This window comes from Nonomuraea fuscirosea (assembly GCF_003001935.1).
In the GTDB taxonomy this organism is placed as follows: domain Bacteria; phylum Actinomycetota; class Actinomycetes; order Streptosporangiales; family Streptosporangiaceae; genus Nonomuraea; species Nonomuraea fuscirosea.
In genome coordinates this window covers 66,098-80,756 of record NZ_PVNG01000012.1, presented here as the reverse complement: position 1 = coordinate 80,756, position 14,659 = coordinate 66,098, and the positions used below count along the sequence as shown (strand labels likewise).

General features: G+C 71.9%; 16 protein-coding genes. 7 read left to right on the top strand and 9 right to left on the bottom strand.

The window, feature by feature from the left end:
• Nucleotides 1-830 precede the first annotated feature (830 nt).
• The 3 genes from B0I32_RS26945 to B0I32_RS26935 form a co-directional block, all read right to left on the bottom strand.
• Nucleotides 831-1,277, bottom strand: a complete 447-nt coding sequence (locus B0I32_RS26945) for an SAV_6107 family HEPN domain-containing protein (protein ID WP_106244885.1) — start codon at nt 1,275-1,277, stop codon at nt 831-833.
• 829 nt (nt 1,278-2,106) lie between these two features.
• Nucleotides 2,107-2,298: a ferredoxin gene (locus tag B0I32_RS26940; RefSeq protein ID WP_106244522.1), complete on the bottom strand. Its 192-nt coding sequence runs from the start codon at nt 2,296-2,298 to the stop codon at nt 2,107-2,109.
• A gap of 5 nt (nt 2,299-2,303) precedes the next feature.
• Nucleotides 2,304-3,497: a cytochrome P450 gene (locus B0I32_RS26935; RefSeq protein WP_106244520.1), complete on the bottom strand. Its 1,194-nt coding sequence runs from the start codon at nt 3,495-3,497 to the stop codon at nt 2,304-2,306.
• A 96-nt stretch (nt 3,498-3,593) separates the two neighbouring features.
• On the opposite strand from B0I32_RS26935, the gene B0I32_RS26930 reads away from it, so the two are divergent.
• Nucleotides 3,594-4,196 carry a TetR family transcriptional regulator gene (locus B0I32_RS26930; RefSeq protein ID WP_106244518.1) on the top strand — a complete coding sequence of 201 codons (603 nt, stop codon included), beginning with the start codon at nt 3,594-3,596 and terminating at the stop codon, nt 4,194-4,196.
• A 116-nt stretch (nt 4,197-4,312) separates the two neighbouring features.
• Nucleotides 4,313-4,849 carry a hypothetical protein gene (locus B0I32_RS26925; protein WP_106244517.1) on the top strand — a complete coding sequence of 179 codons (537 nt, stop codon included), beginning with the start codon at nt 4,313-4,315 and terminating at the stop codon, nt 4,847-4,849.
• Here the strand turns inward: B0I32_RS26925 and B0I32_RS26920 are convergent.
• On the bottom strand, nt 4,824-5,720 hold the full coding sequence (locus B0I32_RS26920; protein ID WP_106244515.1) for an NmrA family NAD(P)-binding protein: 897 nt from the start codon (nt 5,718-5,720) through the stop codon (nt 4,824-4,826). The two genes, B0I32_RS26925 and B0I32_RS26920, sit on opposite strands and share 26 nt — an antisense overlap.
• 81 nt (nt 5,721-5,801) lie before the next feature.
• Between B0I32_RS26920 and B0I32_RS26915 the strand changes: the two genes are divergently transcribed.
• Nucleotides 5,802-6,203, top strand: a complete 402-nt coding sequence (locus B0I32_RS26915) for a winged helix-turn-helix transcriptional regulator (RefSeq protein ID WP_106244513.1) — start codon at nt 5,802-5,804, stop codon at nt 6,201-6,203.
• An 8-nt stretch (nt 6,204-6,211) separates the two neighbouring features.
• On the opposite strand, the gene B0I32_RS26910 is transcribed toward B0I32_RS26915, so the two are convergent.
• The gene (locus B0I32_RS26910; protein WP_245956050.1) at nt 6,212-7,063 is read right to left on the bottom strand and encodes a L,D-transpeptidase family protein; all 852 of its coding nucleotides are present in this window, start codon (nt 7,061-7,063) and stop codon (nt 6,212-6,214) included.
• A gap of 73 nt (nt 7,064-7,136) precedes the next feature.
• Here B0I32_RS26910 and B0I32_RS26905 point away from each other — a divergent pair, with 73 nt between their 5' ends.
• From B0I32_RS26905 to B0I32_RS26895, 3 genes are all read left to right on the top strand, one after another.
• Nucleotides 7,137-7,613, top strand: coding sequence for a YbaK/EbsC family protein (locus B0I32_RS26905; RefSeq protein WP_106244511.1), 477 nt, complete (start codon nt 7,137-7,139; stop codon nt 7,611-7,613).
• Nucleotides 7,614-7,623: 10 nt separating this feature from the next.
• Nucleotides 7,624-8,196: a GNAT family N-acetyltransferase gene (locus B0I32_RS26900; RefSeq protein ID WP_106244882.1), complete on the top strand. Its 573-nt coding sequence runs from the start codon at nt 7,624-7,626 to the stop codon at nt 8,194-8,196.
• A 236-nt stretch (nt 8,197-8,432) separates the two neighbouring features.
• On the top strand, nt 8,433-10,127 hold the full coding sequence (locus B0I32_RS26895; RefSeq protein WP_106244510.1) for a KOW domain-containing RNA-binding protein: 1,695 nt from the start codon (nt 8,433-8,435) through the stop codon (nt 10,125-10,127).
• A 132-nt stretch (nt 10,128-10,259) separates the two neighbouring features.
• Here B0I32_RS26895 and metF read toward each other — a convergent pair whose 3' ends face one another.
• Nucleotides 10,260-11,126 carry a methylenetetrahydrofolate reductase [NAD(P)H] gene (metF, locus tag B0I32_RS26890; protein WP_245956049.1) on the bottom strand — a complete coding sequence of 289 codons (867 nt, stop codon included), beginning with the start codon at nt 11,124-11,126 and terminating at the stop codon, nt 10,260-10,262.
• A 148-nt stretch (nt 11,127-11,274) separates the two neighbouring features.
• Between metF and B0I32_RS26885 the strand changes: the two genes are divergently transcribed.
• Nucleotides 11,275-12,342: a polyprenyl synthetase family protein gene (locus B0I32_RS26885; protein WP_181307823.1), complete on the top strand. Its 1,068-nt coding sequence runs from the start codon at nt 11,275-11,277 to the stop codon at nt 12,340-12,342.
• Between the two features lie 121 nt (nt 12,343-12,463).
• Here B0I32_RS26885 and thiE read toward each other — a convergent pair whose 3' ends face one another.
• From thiE to B0I32_RS26870, 3 genes are read right to left on the bottom strand one after another with little or no spacing between them, the layout of a single operon-like run.
• Nucleotides 12,464-13,102, bottom strand: coding sequence for a thiamine phosphate synthase (gene thiE / locus B0I32_RS26880; protein WP_106244506.1), 639 nt, complete (start codon nt 13,100-13,102; stop codon nt 12,464-12,466).
• Nucleotides 13,080-13,454 (bottom strand): Rv2175c family DNA-binding protein, encoded by a 375-nt coding sequence (locus tag B0I32_RS26875; protein WP_106244504.1) that lies wholly within the window; start codon nt 13,452-13,454, stop codon nt 13,080-13,082. The genes thiE and B0I32_RS26875 overlap by 23 nt, the downstream gene beginning before the upstream one ends.
• A 30-nt stretch (nt 13,455-13,484) precedes the next feature.
• On the bottom strand, nt 13,485-14,654 hold the full coding sequence (locus B0I32_RS26870) for an NAD(P)/FAD-dependent oxidoreductase (protein WP_245956048.1): 1,170 nt from the start codon (nt 14,652-14,654) through the stop codon (nt 13,485-13,487).
• Nucleotides 14,655-14,659: the final 5 nt, after the last annotated feature.

The window sequence follows — 14,659 nt, the reverse complement described above, 5'->3', positions numbered from 1 at the left end:
CCCGGGTGACGATGCTCTGGGTGCCGCGCCCTAGTGACGCCCTCCGGTGACGGCGCGCTTGGGTCGGGACGCCGTGGTGCCGCGCGCCAGGGACGCGCTCCAGGAACGGCGCTCTTGGGTGAGGGGTGCCATGGCGCTGTGCCGTGGTGACGATGCCCGGGCGCCGTCCATGGTGCCGTGCCGTGGTGCCGTCCGTGGTGCCGTGCCGTGGTGCCGTGCCCGGGTGACGTGCTCCGGTGCCGGCCCTTTGGCGGTGCCTGGTCATAGCCTTGGCGGCAGCACCAGGCTAGCCATCGGCGGCGTGCCGAAGGCATGAGAGGGGCACCGCCCGAGCATGGGTGCGCCGGAAGTGCGGTCCGGTCGGGCGAATGAACGTCCGGAGGAATCCCGCCAGAAGGACGGCCGCGCAGGGCAGATGACCCACCGCATGGCGGTCCAGTCGGGCAGGTGATCTCGGGAGGACATCCCACCGGAGGGGTTGTCCCGTCGAGGCAGACGCCCACCGCAGGGGACGTCCCGTTGCGGCACGTTACCCACCGCAGGACGGTCCGGCCGTGCGGGTGACCCCCGGAGAGCATCTCACCGGAGGGGCGATCCGGTGGAGCAGGTGATGTCTGGACGGCATCCCACCAGTAGGGCGGTCCCGTCGGGGCAAGTGACGTCTGGACGGCATCCCGCCAGAGGGCGGTCCGGGTGGGGTGAGAGCGCGGCCGCATGGCGGTTGGTCTGCCGATGGCGTCTTCACCGGAAGATGGCGCCGTCGTCGGAGAGGCTACGGAGCTCTCTGGGCTGCCGCAGTTCGCCGAACCAGGCGGAGGGGGTGGGGTCGGTCAGCCTGCCAAGGGCACGTTTACCGGGAGTTGTGGCTGGCCTGGTACGCCGAGAATGTCTTCGACAGCTGAGACGAAGGTCTCGGCCTCGGCCAGGATCTCGTCGGCGTCGGCGGCGCTGATGCGGCGCACCATGCCCGCCTCCGCCGCCGCGCGCTTGTCGGCGGTGGTGGCGAAGTAGGCGGCCCACTCCGCGAGGTGCGGCTCCGCCTCCGGCAGCAGCTCCCACGCGCTGCGCAGGCGGCGCCGGCGCCCCTCCATGGGGCGGGGCCGGGCGGCCAGGATCGCCGCCGCCGCTCGGAGTGCCGCCAGGTGGGCGGCCACATATCGGGATGCCGGGGTGCGAGCGCCGGTCGCCTCCGCCAGGCAGGAACGTGAATCGGTCAGGTGTGCCCGAACCGCAGCCGACAACCGGGGCCCGGGCGTTTCTCTAGGCCGTGGTGCCATCTTGCGCGCCTCCTTGGAGTCGTGGGCGGCGTCCGGCGTCTCCGCCGGTAGTGCCAACAATCGCAGACGCCACCGACATTTCCGCCGGGCAGGCCGGACGAGGAGCTTCCCCTCACCCCGTCCGGCCAGGACACGCCCGCTCGTCTCCGCCGACGACGAGGACGCACCCTTCGCCCGTGGAGCCTGGCCGCGGGGATCGCTTGGGGAAGCGAACGGCCCGCGACCAGGTCCTGGTGACGTTGAGCCGCGAGCCTCACCGTCACTAGGTCGAACATAATTTCGATCACGCTCGGTGTCAACCGATTCCACGAACACAGGTTCGATGACCATGAAGAAAAAGTACCCGCCGGTGACCGCTCACCACCGCGTTCGCGCCACGGGATGGGGAACGGAGGCGGGCCCGGGAGGTGCCACCCCCCGGACGGGACACGCTCGGGAAGCGAGCGGGTCCCGGACGAGGTAAGTCCAGATGGCACCCTAACGGGACGCGTTCGGGAGCGAGCCGTCCGAGCGAGGCAGGTCCGGGAGGTGCGCGACGAGGGCGGGGCAGGTTCAGGAGGTGCGCGGCCCTAGACGAGGCAGGTCCGGAAGGTGTGCGGTCCCCGGACGGGGCAGGTTCGCGAAGTGCGCGGCGCCGGAGAAGCCGGCCCAGCGAGCCGCGACCGAGACCGGCCCGAAAGGAGCCGGTCCGGGCGGAAGCAGGCCCAGCGGCCCTCGGCCGAACCCGGTCCCCATGGAGCCGGGTGGAAAGACGAGAGCCGCCGTCGCGGGACAGGGCGCGACGGCGGCCGGTTGGGGTGTCAGGAGGGCGTCAAGGGCGTGCCGGCCCTCACTCGACCGAGATGGCCCCGGACGGGCACAGGGTCACGGCACGGCGTACGGCCTCCTCCAGGTCCTGTGGCGGCGCCTCCTGAAGGAGCACGACCGTGCCCTCCTCCTCACTCTGATCGAACACCGCCGGCACCGTCAGCGCGCACATGCCCGCCCCGATGCACACCGATTCGTCTGCCTTGATCTTCATGTGACCTACCAAGTGACAGGGAGGCGGTGCACTCCGTAGATGGACATGTCCGAGCGCATCGGCACCTCCTCGGGTGTTACCGCCAAGCGTAGGCCAGGCAGGCGGCGCAGCAGCGCGGGGAAGGCGATGCGCATCTCGGCGCGGGCGAGCTGCTGGCCGAGGCACTGGTGGATGCCGTGGCCGAAGGTGAGGTGCCCGCCGGCGGGGCGGGCGAGGTCGAGCTCGTCGCCGCCGGGGAAGCGGGAGGGGTCGCGGTTGGCGGTGGGCAGGTGGAGGGTGACCGTCTGCCCGGCCTCGATCGTGACGCCCTCGATCTCCACGTCCCGCAGCGCCGTGCGGATCGGGCCGAGGTGGATGATCGTGAGGAAACGCATCAGCTCTTCCACGCCGTTGTCCACCGCCGACGGGTCGTCGCGCATCGCGGCGAGCTGGTCCGGGTTCGTCAGCAGCGCGTACGTCCCCAGCCCGAGCATGTTGGCGGTCGTCTCGTGCCCGGCGATCAGCAGCAGGAGCGCGACACCGGTGAGCTCCTCGTCGTTCAGCTCGCCGGTCTCGACGAGCCCGCTGATGAGGTCGTCGCCCGGCTCCGCGCGTTTGCGCTGGATCAGCCCGTACATGAACGCGGAGATCCGCCCCAGGGCCGCCAGGGCGTCGTCGGCGGCGGTCTCCAGGCTGGCCAGGACCTTGGTGTCCTGCTGGAACTCCGAGCGGTCCTCGTACGGCACCCCGAGCAGTTCGCAGATCACCAGCGACGGGATCGGCAGCGCGAACTCCTGCACGAGGTCCACCGGACCGCCGGCGGCCTCCATGGCGTCGAGGCGTTCGCCGACGATCTCCGCGATGCGCGGTTCGAGGAGTTTCATCCGGCGTACCGTGAACTGCCCGGTGAGCAGCTTGCGGAAGCGCGTGTGCTCGGGCTCGTCCATGCGCAGGAAGAACCCGGGCGGCAGCTTGGCCTTGCCCTTGTCCGACAGGTTCATCCTGGCGGCCTTGATCGGCGGGTGCTGCTTGTCCGTCAGGTTGCTGAAGTGCGGGCTCGCCAGCACCGCGCGGGCGGCCGCGTAGCCGGTCACCAGCCAGCCCTGGTGCCCGTCCGCGTACGTCATGCGGTGCAGGGCGCCGTGTTGTCGCAGCTCCGTGAGCTGTTCCGGCGGGTCGAGCGGACGCTGGCGGGTGGTGGGCATGGTCAGTTCGGACATGATCGGGCTCCTTTCCCAGTCCCCTTCCAGAAAACCTCAATGGATGCAAAATTTCAATGGATGCAACACCTCAATCCATGCAGTACGATTCCGGGCATGGCGGGTCTACGGGAGCGCAAGAAGCAGCGCACGCGGCAGGCGCTGGTGCAGGCGGCGTTCCAGTTGTTCGGGGAGCGGGGCTTCGAGGAGACGACGCTCGCGGACATCGCGGCGCAGGCCGAGATCTCGACGCGCACGTTCTTCAGCTACTTCGCCAGCAAGGACGACCTGATCTTCCACGACACCGAGGAACGGCTGGAGACGGCCGCCCGCGCCGTCGTCCGCAGGACGCCGGAGGAGCCGCTGATCGACGTGCTGCGCAGGCTCGTGGACGCCAGCGTCGAGAGCGCGCTGAACCAGACGCTCGGCAAGAAGGAGGCGGCGGTACGCACGCGTCTCATCCTCACGGAGCCGTCGCTGCAGGCCCGGGGGCTGCATCTGCTGTTCGACACCCAGCTGCGGCTGGCCAGGACACTGCACGGATCCTTCGCCGGGGAGCTGAGCATGGTGGAGGCCGCGGCGGCGATCGGGGCCCTGATCGGGGCGGTGAAGCTGGCCGTCGTGGCCGACCTCCAGGACGACCGCTCGTTCGACGAGATCCTGGACACCGCCCGGCGGGCCGCGGAGATCGCGATCTCCGGCCTGCGCTCCCTCGCCTGACCGCGCCCGCCGCCTCTCGCCCGGGAAGGGACGAGCGAGCGGCCGATGCCGCCGGGTCGCTCGGACCAAGGTCTTTTGAGAGGCTGTCCCCCGGAGCCGAGCGGAGAGGAGCGCCGATGGCGGGCAGCGGCCGGGGACGGCTGGTCGGTCTCGTTCTGCTGGCCATGGGGCCGGTCCTGGTCGCGGCGTACGCGGGCGCGGGACACGCGGCGGTCCGGGCCGGGGTACGCGCGCAGGTGACGGGCCGTGGGTGGCAGGGCGGCCGGATCGACGCGGGCGGCCTGACCTCGCTGGGTGTGGACGCCTGGCGGCTGACCTGGTGGACCGCCGCGTTCGCCGGTCTGGTGGCGCTGGCGTACCTGGTCATCGGAGCGCTGCTGAGGCGGGGGCGCAGGGGGCGGACACCGCTGCTGGTGATCGCGGGCCTGCTGATCGCCCCCTACGCGCTGAGCTTCCTCGTGGCGCTGATCAACCCCGTCGCGCTGCTGGCGCGGCCCTACCAGTCGCCCGACTTCGCCGCCGGCCTGCCCCCGTGGCAGCCGGCCACGGCCTTCCTGCTGCTCGCCGCCGGACTGGTGCAGGCGGTGGGACTGGTGCTGGCGGCCGTCGCGGGCCGGCGCGCCGCCCTCAGCGAGCCGCCGCCTCGGAGCTGAGCCCCACGGCCGCTGTCACGGCCGCCGCGATCAGGTCGCGGGCCGGGCGCGGTGCGTCCAGGAACGCCGGCAGGTCGCTCCCCCGGGCCTCCAGCAGCCCGGCGACGGCGTTGGCGTACGTGGAGATCGTGTGCCCCGCCTGGTACGGCTCCATCCCCGCCAGCGCCGGCCGCACCGCCCCCAGCGGCACCGCCGCGTACGTCACCGGCCGTCCCAGCGCCTCGGCGAGGATCGCGGCCAGGTCGTGCCCGCCGACCGCGCTCAGCCCCTCCAGCTCGTACGTCCGCCCCGCATGCCGCCGCTCCCCGCCCGAGACCACGTCGCGCCACGCCTCGGCCGCCACCCGCACCGCCACGGCGGCCAGGTCCTCCCTGGCCACCACCGACACCCGGCCCTCACCGAACGGCGCCGCGAACACCCCGTTCTGCGCCGCCATCGGCAGGCCCGCGAGCGCCATGCCCGCCGCGATCTCGGTGTACAGGCCGTTGCGCAGCACGGTGACGTCGAAGGGCGCCCCGGCCAGCCGCGCCTCGGTCCACCGGTGCGCCAGGGCGATCGTGAGCCGCTCGCCGGATCCGGCCAGGCTGGTGTAGATCACGTGCTCGACGCCCGCGGCCCCGGCCGCCCCGGCCACCGCGTCATGCCGGGCGAGCACCACGTCGTCCTCGGCGTACCCGGCCGAGACGAACACCAGCACCTTCGCCCCCGCGAACGCCTTCTCCAGCGTCTCAGGACGGTCGAAGTCGGCGTGACGCACCCGCTCCCCGTCGCCGGAGCTGCTGGCCCCGGCCACCTCCACGCCCTCCACGGCCCGCAGGCCGGCGAGGATCGAACCGCCCAGCGCGCCGGACACACCCGTAACGACGATCATGGAACACCCCTAATGTGGTCCTTGCAGGTCAACGACCCCACAATGGGGGCGTTCCGGCGTTCGCCGTAAGGAGGCACTCTCATGTCGGTCGCGCACACCGGGGTAACCCTCCAGCCCACGGGCCCGTGCGGTGACGACGACTGCGGGATCAGGGACGTCCTCGACCGCATCGGCGACAAGTGGACGGTGCTGGTGCTCGTGGAGCTGGCCAAGGGGGTGCGCCGGTTCAGGGAGCTGGAGCGGGCGGTGCCGGGGATCTCGCAGCGCATGCTGACGCTGACGACGCGGCGGCTGTGCCGGGACGGGCTGGTCGAACGTACGGCGTACGCGACGATCCCGCCGCAGGTCGACTACCGGCTGACGCCGATGGGCGCCAGCCTGGCCGAGGCCGTGGCGCGGCTGGCCGACTGGTCACGCGACCACAAGGACGCCATGCAGGAGGCCCGCGGGCGCTGGGACGCCGCGCACGCGGACGAGACCTAGCAGAGCGCTCAGGCGCGCCTGAAGCGGCCCTTGACGTGCACCGGCACGCCCTTGCCGAGCATGCCGGGCAGCTCCTCGGCCACGTTCATCGGCATGCGCACGCACCCGTGGGAGGCCGGGTGGAGCGGCACCGACAGCGCCCCGTGGAAGGCGATGCCGCCGTTGAAGAAGATCGGGTTGTACAGCTGGCCGAGGTAGGACCGGTGCCAGCCGTTCGCGCGCCAGGTCGTGCGGTAGTCGCCGGTCGGGGTGGTGGCCGAGCCGCAGAAGCGCTGCTTCCTGCCCTGCCAGGTGGCGCTCTCGCAGTAGGGGACGCCGCTGCCCGAGGAGACGTGGGTGATCAGCTCGACCTTGCCGCCGACGTACAGGACCATGATCTGCTTGGTCAGGTTGACCTCGGCGCGGGTCGATCTACCGTTCCTGACCAGCACCTTCGGCGCCTTGGGCGCTTCGAGGGCCGCCCAGGTGCGGCGGGCGACGGTGCTGGTCGGCCTGATGCCGTTGACCTTCTGGAACGCCCACACGGCCGCCAGCGTGGTGCCGCCGTACTGGCCGTCGGCCTTGCCCGGCCGGTAGCCGAGCTCGGTCAGGCGCTTCTGCATCCAGGTGACGGCCTTGCCCTTGGCGCCCAGTTTGAGCGTCTTGCGCGGGGCGACGACGGCCGGAGTCACGGGGGCCGCGCCGGCGGCCTGGGCGTTCTGTACGGCGGCCGGCCGGGCTGAGACGTCGGACGAGAGGGCCGCTCGCTCGCGCTCCGCCCCCGTCGCGCACCCCGAGAGGACGACCGCGCCGGCGGTCAGGAGAGCAGCCACCCCGGGCAGCCGTCGAGCCACCACCGTCACCACCTCATCATCGGTCAAGAACGGATCAGAGGACCCTACACCACCCATCATGAAGGGGTAATGAGGGCGCCAACCTGTTTAGAGTGTCGTCATGTCTGAGAAGTTGCCCGCGAACGCCCTCATCGTCGAGTCCGCACTGCGCGAAAGGGGTGCCGGCGGCGAGATCGTGGTCCTGCCCGAGAAGGCCCCGACGGCCGCGACCGCCGCCGCGCAGCTCGGCTGTGAGGTCGGCGCCATCGCCAACAGCCTGATCTTCGACGCGGACGGCGCGCCGCTGCTCGTCCTGACCAGCGGCGCGCACCGGGTGGACGTCGAGTTGATCGCGCGTACGGCGGGCGTCGAGCGGGTGCGCCGGGCGACGCCGGAGTTCGTCAGGCAGGCCACCGGCCAGCCGATCGGCGGCGTGGCCCCGGTCGGGCATCCGGCGCCCGTGCGCACGCTGGTGGACACCTGGCTGAGCAAGCACGAGGTGGTCTGGGCCGCGGGCGGGCATCCGCACACCGTCTTCCCGACGACGTTCGACGAGCTCGTGCGCATCACCGGGGGTACGCCGGTGGACGTCGAGTAGTGTGCGACGGGTGATCGAGTTTCGCGGAGCCGGTCCGGCCGAGTTCACCGAACGGCTGGAGACAGTGATCGACATTTACGCGGCCGCGATGAAGCCGCCGGTGGACCAGATAGCCGGCCGCAAGACCATCATGCGAAACCACGGGACATATCCCCATTTTCAGTGTTATTTCGCGGAATTGCGTGATTCATCCCCCGATGGGGCGGTGACCGAACCCCAAATTGTCGGTTTCGCGTACGGTTTCCGCGGCGCGCCCGGTCAGTGGTGGCACGACGTCGTCTGGCGCGGCCTGGCCGACCGGCTGGGCCAGGAGGCGGCCGACGCCTGGATGGGGTACGCGTTCGAGCTGGCCGAGATCCACGTGCACCCCGACTGGCACGGCAAGGGCATCGGCCGCGCCATGATCACCACGCTGTGCGCGGGCCGCCGCGAGCGCTCGGCCATCCTGTCCACCCACGACCAGCCCACGGCCGCCCGCCACCTCTACGCCAGCATGGGCTTCACCGACCTGCTGACGCGCTTCGTCTTCCCCGGCGGGCACGAGGAGTACGCGATCGCCGGTCGCCCGCTCCCGCTCACCTGAAGTCGCGCACGTGACCCGTGGTTTACCAGGCATGACGCGGGGCAGAAACTAGTCACGGAAAGTGATCGACCCTTTACCGATTGTCCGGTGTCCCCTGCCCGTCACCCGCCCGGTCCCCCTGCGGGCGGGTGGCGGGCCCGCACGTCCGGCGGTCGTGGTGATCAGCGGCATTCGCCTGCCGGTGGCGATCTCTATCATGCTGCCCAGAGATCGTTCGCATCGTTGGGGGTCGGGCCGTGGAGCGTCAGTTCGTCAGGATCGTCGAAGGCCCCTTCGCCGGCTGCGACGCGGAGCTCGTCTCCGCGGACGGCCCGCGGTTGACGGCCCGCGTGCCGGTCTCCGGCCGGCAGACGACGGTCGACCTCCGCCGCGACCAGGTCGAGCGCCCCGAGGACGTTCCCGTGCGGTGGCCGGGCGAGGCGGAGGACGACCGGCAGGACCTCGCGGTGCTGCGCGAGCGGACAGCCGCCCAGTACGACGAACTCGCCCACGTGAAGCGGTTCGACTTCTTCCTCGAACGCGCCGGCCTCCCCGAGGAGGATCCGGCCCGGGAGTGGGACGCCTACACCGCGTCGTGCGCCGAGATCGACGCCCAGGTGCGGCGGCGGAAGGCGGCGGCGCTGGAGGCGTTCGACCAGGAGATCGCTCCCCTGCCGGCCGCCGAGGCGAGCCGGCGGGTGGCGGCCGACCCGGGCCGCTGGCTGCCCGCCGAGGCCGCCATGGCGGAGCGCCGGTCACGGTTCCCGGGCATCGACGGCCCCACTGCCGAGGAACGTCTGCAGGCGGCGATCTTCGGCGCGTCCGATGCCGCGCCGGCGCCGCGCGAACGGGCCCACCATCGGCGGGCCGCCGCACGTTCCGCCGCCGAACTGCGCGACTACGCGGTGTGGAAGGCGGCGAACCGGCCACGCGAGGTGGGCGAACGGGCGAGGCCGGCCGCCCTCGCCCAGGTGGAGCGCGAACGCGCCGTGGTCGAGGACCGCTTCGCCCGCGACTGGGGATTCGCGTTGCCCGGTTCGATCTTCCGGTTCCGGGCCTTCCTGCTGTCCCTGTGCCCGGCCGGGAAACGGGCCCTCGACGAGCTGGAACTGGCCCCGTACGGGATCATGGACCTGTTCACCGATCCCGGACGCGGCACCCAGGCCGGCATCGACGTGCGCGTGCACGGCCGCTACTACCGTGACCCGCCCGAATTCGTCACATTCATGCACGGCGGCACCGACGGGCTGCACTTCGGGCTCTGGTACGACGACGGCCGCACCTGCGCCGGCGTCGCCTCCTACTACAACAACGACGGTGGCGGCGTGGGCCTGCCCTCGGGCACTCCTCTTGAGGCCGTCCGGCGCAGGCTCGAATGGGGATGGCGTGACCTCGAAGACGAGGACGACGAGCCGGCCGGCCCCCTGGACCCTGATCTGGCCGCGCGACGGCACCGGCTACGGCTCCTGCGCGAGGTGCTGATGACCTTCGAGACCGGCGACCGCGACGAACAGGGAAGGGACTACCACGACACCTACGGGCCCTCCCCCGAGGTGTGCGAGCGGGGGGCTCCTGATCGGCTGGAGACCCTCGACGGCGGCGGGGCGCTCGTCGACGGTGACCCCGCGATCGAGCGCGGCCGGCAGCGGCCGTGGAGCGACTACGACTTCTGCATGACCTTGCAGAAGGAGCTGACCGGCGACCCGGCCGCCCGCGACGCCCTCGTCGCCGAGGCACTGCGCCGGTGCGCCGCCGGATTGCCCGCCGACGCGCTCGCCCTCGGCCGCGACCTGCACTGGATCAGCGCGGGAGACCCCGGGCGCGAGGCCCAGGCGAACGAACTGCTCACCACGGCCTACCGGGCTCTGGGCCGCGACAACCTCGCGGCGATCGCCGAAGCCCACCACCGCCACCGCGATCTGCCCCAGGTGCACGTCCTGGAAACGACCTGACGCCGCGCACCGTCCCCAGGCGGCCGTCCTCGAACGACCGCCCCCAAGCGGCCCCGCTCAGCCGACCGCACTCAGGCGGGACCGCGGCCAGGCGGCCTGTCCTCAGGCGGCTCGCGCTCAGGCAGCTCGCGCTCAGGCGGACAGCGGGATGCGCTCCAGCCGCTGGAACACCTCACGCGAGGCGCTCGACCGGTTGAACGTGATGAAGTGGATCCCCGGCGCGCCCTCGTCGAGCAGCCGCTGGCACAGCTCCGCCCCGTGGTCGATGCCGAGCCGCCGCACCGCCGCGGGATCGTCCTTGACCGCCTCGAACCTGGCCGCCACGTCCGGCGGGAACGGCGCCCCCGACAGCTGCTCGGAGCGGGCGATCGTGCTCATCTGGGTGACCGGCATGATGCACGGGATGATCGGCGTGTCACAGCCCCGGGCCGCCACCCGGTCACGCAGCCGCAGGTAGTCGTCGGCCCGGAAGAACATCTGCGTGATCGCGTAGTCGGCCCCAGCCTGGCACTTGCGGACGAAGTATTCGGTGTCGGACTCGATGGAGGGCGAACGCGGATGCTTGTAGGGGAAGGCGGCCACCCCGACGCAGAAGTCACCCGCCTGGCGGATCAGGCGGACCAGCTCCTCGGCGTAGAGCACGCCCTCGGGATGCCGCACCCACTCGGCCGACGGGTCGCCGGGAGGATCGCCGCGGACGGCCAGGATGTTGCGCACGCCGGCGTCGGCGAAGCGCCCCACGAGGTGGCGCAGCTCGCGGATGGAGTGGTCGACCGCGGTGAAGTGCGCCACCGGCGTGAGCGTGGTGTCGTGGGCGATCCGCTCGACGATGTCGACCGTGCGGTCGCGGGTGGAGCCGCCCGCGCCGTACGTCACCGAGACGAACGTGGGCCGCAGCGACTCCAGCTCCCTGATCGCCCGCCACAACTGCCGGGCCCCCTCGTCGGTCTTCGGCGGGAAGAACTCGAAGGAGAACGACCGGCCACCGGCGGCGAGCATGTCGCGGACGGTGGGAACACGATCGGGCCTTACGGAGGGTCGACCAAGAGCCATGCCCACAAGATTAGCGCCACATCTCGCAGACCTGCCGGTCAGACAGACACCCTGGAGATCCGCACCCTCGCTCCCGGCCACTAGTCTCATGGACATGACCACTGACGCAGCCGGCCTGGAGATCCTGCGCGCGCAGGTCGAGCGCGCCCTCGGAGAGTTCGTCGAACGGCAGCTGCCCGACGGCGGCGACCCCGAGTTCGCGCCGCTGCGCGAGGCGGCCGACAAACTGCTGTCCGGCGGCAAACGGCTGCGGCCGGCGTTCTGCTACTGGGGCTGGCGCGGCGCCGGCGGCACCGACGTGCCCGGCATCTTCACCGCCGCCGCCTCGCTGGAGTTGCTGCAGGCCAGCGCGCTGGTGCACGACGACGTGATGGACAAGAGCGACCTGCGCCGGGGCATGCCGTCCGCGCACCGCCGCTTCCAGGCGATGCACGAGAACTCTGGCTGGCACGGGTCGGCGGAGCAGTTCGGCGAGGGCGCGGCGATCCTGCTGGGCAACCTGCTGCTGATCTGGTCGGGCGAGATGTGGCGGGCCAGCGGGCTGCCGCGCGAGTCGCTGGAGGCGGCCCAGCCCGTCCACGACCACATGCGCACCGAGCTGATGTGCGGCCAGTATCTCGACCTGCTGGAGCAGGCGCACGGGGAGAACTCGTTCGAGTCGGCGCTGCGGGTGGCGCTGTACAAGAGCGGCAAATACTCGGTGGAGCAGCCGCTCAGGCTGGGCCTCGCGCTGGCCGGGCGGGAGCTGGCGCCGTGGATGGACGAGCTGTGCGCCGGTTTCGGGCAGCGGGTCGGGATCGCGTTCCAGCTGCGCGACGACATCCTCGGAGTCTTCGGCGACCCGGCGCAGACGGGCAAACCCGCCGGCGACGACCTGCGGGAGGGCAAGCGGACGATGCTCGTGGCTCGCACCCTGGCCGCGGCCTCGCCCGCCGAGGCCGGCACCGTGCGCCGGCTGCTCGGCGACCCCGCGCTGGACGAGCGCGGGGTCGAGACGCTGCGGCAGATCATCGACGACACCGGGGCGCTGCGGGAGTGCGAGGACCTGATCGGCGACTACCTGGGCGAGGCGCTGGCGGCGCTCGACTCGGCCCCGGTCACGGCGCAGGCGCGCGCCGCGCTCACCGGCCTGGCCATCGCCGCCACATCCCGCAAGACCTGACGACCAGCCCGCCGGCCCGCCGGCCGGCCAACCGACCAAGCGGTCAGCCGGCCGTCTGCCGCCGGTCAGCCGGTCGCCCGCCGTCTGTCAGGCGCGCCGACTGTCAGGCGCACGCCGATCGTCACGCGGTCGAGAGGCGCTTGGCGAACTCGGCGGCGGCCGCGCCCGGGTCGTCGGCGTCGGTGATCGCGCGTACGACCACCACCCGGCTCACCCCGTGGGACATCACCTCGTCCAGGTTGGCGAGATCGATGCCGCCGATCCCGAACCACGGCCGCGAGCTGCCCAGCGACGCCGCGTGCCGCAGCAGCGGCGGGCCCGGAGCGGGACGGCCGGGCTTGGTCGGCGTGGGCCAGACGGGGCCGCAGCAGAAGTAGTCGACGCCCTCCTCCACGGCCGCGGCGGAAGCCTCGGCGGCGGAGTGGGTGGACCGTCCGATGACGATGTCGTCGCCGAGTATCTCTCGCGCGACCGTCACAGGAAGGTCGTCCTGCCCCAGGTGGAGCACGTCGGGCCGGGCGGCGTACGCGACGTCCGCCCGGTCGTTGACGGCCAGCAGTTTGCCGTGCCGGTCGCAGGCGTCGCGGAAGACCTCGAGGAGCGCGAGTTCTTCGCGCGCCTCCAGGTTCTTCTCCCGCAGCTGGATGATGTCCACGCCGCCGGCCAGCACCGTGTCGAGGAACTCCGCCAGATCGCCGCGGTCGCGGCGGCCGTCTGTGCAGAGATAGAGGCGCGCGTCAGAAAGCGAGGGCTTGGGCACGCCGCTTGACCTCGGTATGACGGCCGGCCCTGATCGCCTCGATGGGCGATCCTGGCAGCGACTCGTCGGGGGTGAAGAGCCAGCGCAGCGACTCGACGTCGTCGTAGCCGGCATCCTGCAACACGGTCAGGGTGCCTGGCAGGCCCTTCATCACGTCCTTTCCGTCGAGGAACACCGCGGGCACCTGTGGCCCGCCGCCGCCCCGGCGTACGCCGAGGAGCTTGTGGTCCTTCAGGAGTTGCTTGGCCCGCCCGATCGAAAGGTCAAGGCGCGTAGCCACTTCGGGGAGCGTGAGCCACTCGTCTACGAGCTGGTCGGTCTCCCGGTCGATCTGTGCAACAGAAAGCGTCACGAAACCACAACTACCACATGGCGTGCTTGCTCAAACAACACAATCCCGTAGAGGGACTTGTGGATCTACCAGGCGTTCCGCGTCCAGGCGGTGGCCGGCGTCGATGATCCGCCGTCCCTGTACGAGGTCGCGCGGCCGGTCCACGGCCAGCACGGCGGCCAGGGTGTCGTCCGCGGTGAGCCAGACGGCCGACCATTTGCCCTCGGGCTCGCCCCGGTGGACGAGCCGTTCGCCCGCCGGATGATGGCCGGCGTACTGGATCATGTGGCCGAACTGCTCGGACCAGAAGTAGGGCACCGGGTCGTAGACCGCCTCCTCCCCCAGCAGCGTCGCGGCGGCGACGTCGGGGGCGTTGAGCGCGGTGTCCCAGTGTTCCACCCTGAGCCTGGTGCCCCAGCGGCGCGACCACCAGGCGGCGCAGTCGCCCACGGCGACGGTGCCGGGCAGCGAGGCGCGCAGGTGCTCGTCGGTGACGACGCCGTTGTGCAGGTCGATGTCGGCGTCGGCCAGCCACCCGACGGCGGGGCGCACGCCGATGCCGGTGACGACCACGTGAGCCTCGACGAACTCGCCGCCCACCAGCCGCACGCCGCCCTCGTCGACGGCGTCCACCATGGCGCCGAGGCGCAGGTCGATGCCGTCGTACCAGGGCACGGTGCGCGCGCCGATCTCGGCGCCGACGGCGGTGGTCAGCGGGGCCGGCGCGCTCTCGATGACCGTCACCTCGCATCCGGCGCGGCGGGCCGCGGTGGCCACCTCGGCGCCGATCCAGCCGGCGCCGATGATCGCGACGCGGGCGCCGGGGACGAGCACGGCACGCAGCTCGTGGGCGTCGTCGAGGGTGCGCAGCACGTGCTGGAGGCCGTCGCCCGGCAGCCTGATCGGCTCGGCGCCGGTGGCGATGACCAGGCCGTCGTAGCCGAGCTCGCCCTCGGTGGTCTCCACGACGCCGGCCCGCAGCGACTTCGCGCTGACGCCCGGCCAGAAGTCGACCTCCAGGGCGTCGAGGTCGGTGTCGACGAAGCTCGTGTCGGCGTCGCCCTTCAGCACGGCCTTCGACAGGGGCGGGCGGTCGTAGGGCCGATGACGCTCCTCGCCCATCAGCGTGATCCGGCCGTCGAATCCGCGCCCTCGCAGGGCCTCGACCGTACGCAGCCCGGCCAGGCCCGCTCCCACCACCACGACATGGTTCACGTTCATGACCA